Below are 246 nucleotides of genomic sequence, written 5' to 3'. Positions count from 1 at the left end.
AACTCACCGTCAGGCACCGCTACGGTGCATCGTTGGATCCCCGCCACAGCCAAAGGCGCATTCTGCTGGCACGCGTGCTGGTCACGGGCATTTGTGGCCCCGCCGGGTCATCGCTGGCTCGCCAGCTCAAGTCCAGAGGGCCTTGGGTGCTCGGAGCGGACGCACGGCGTGCCCGCCCCGGTGGAGCTGACGCCGCGGCCGTAGTCTCGCCGCCCCAAGCCCCGGGATATCTGTGGGAACTGCGGG

General features: G+C 69.5%; 1 pseudogene. It reads left to right on the top strand.

The annotated features are described in order from the left end of the window. Positions 1-246, top strand: a pseudogene (locus tag N7568_RS24900) (hypothetical protein); the annotation flags it as partial.

This window comes from Paenarthrobacter aurescens, assembly GCF_025421775.1.
In the GTDB taxonomy this organism is placed as follows: domain Bacteria; phylum Actinomycetota; class Actinomycetes; order Actinomycetales; family Micrococcaceae; genus Arthrobacter; species Arthrobacter aurescens_B.
The sequence above is the reverse complement of the archived record's forward strand: the minus strand, read 5'-3'. Positions and strand labels throughout refer to the sequence as shown.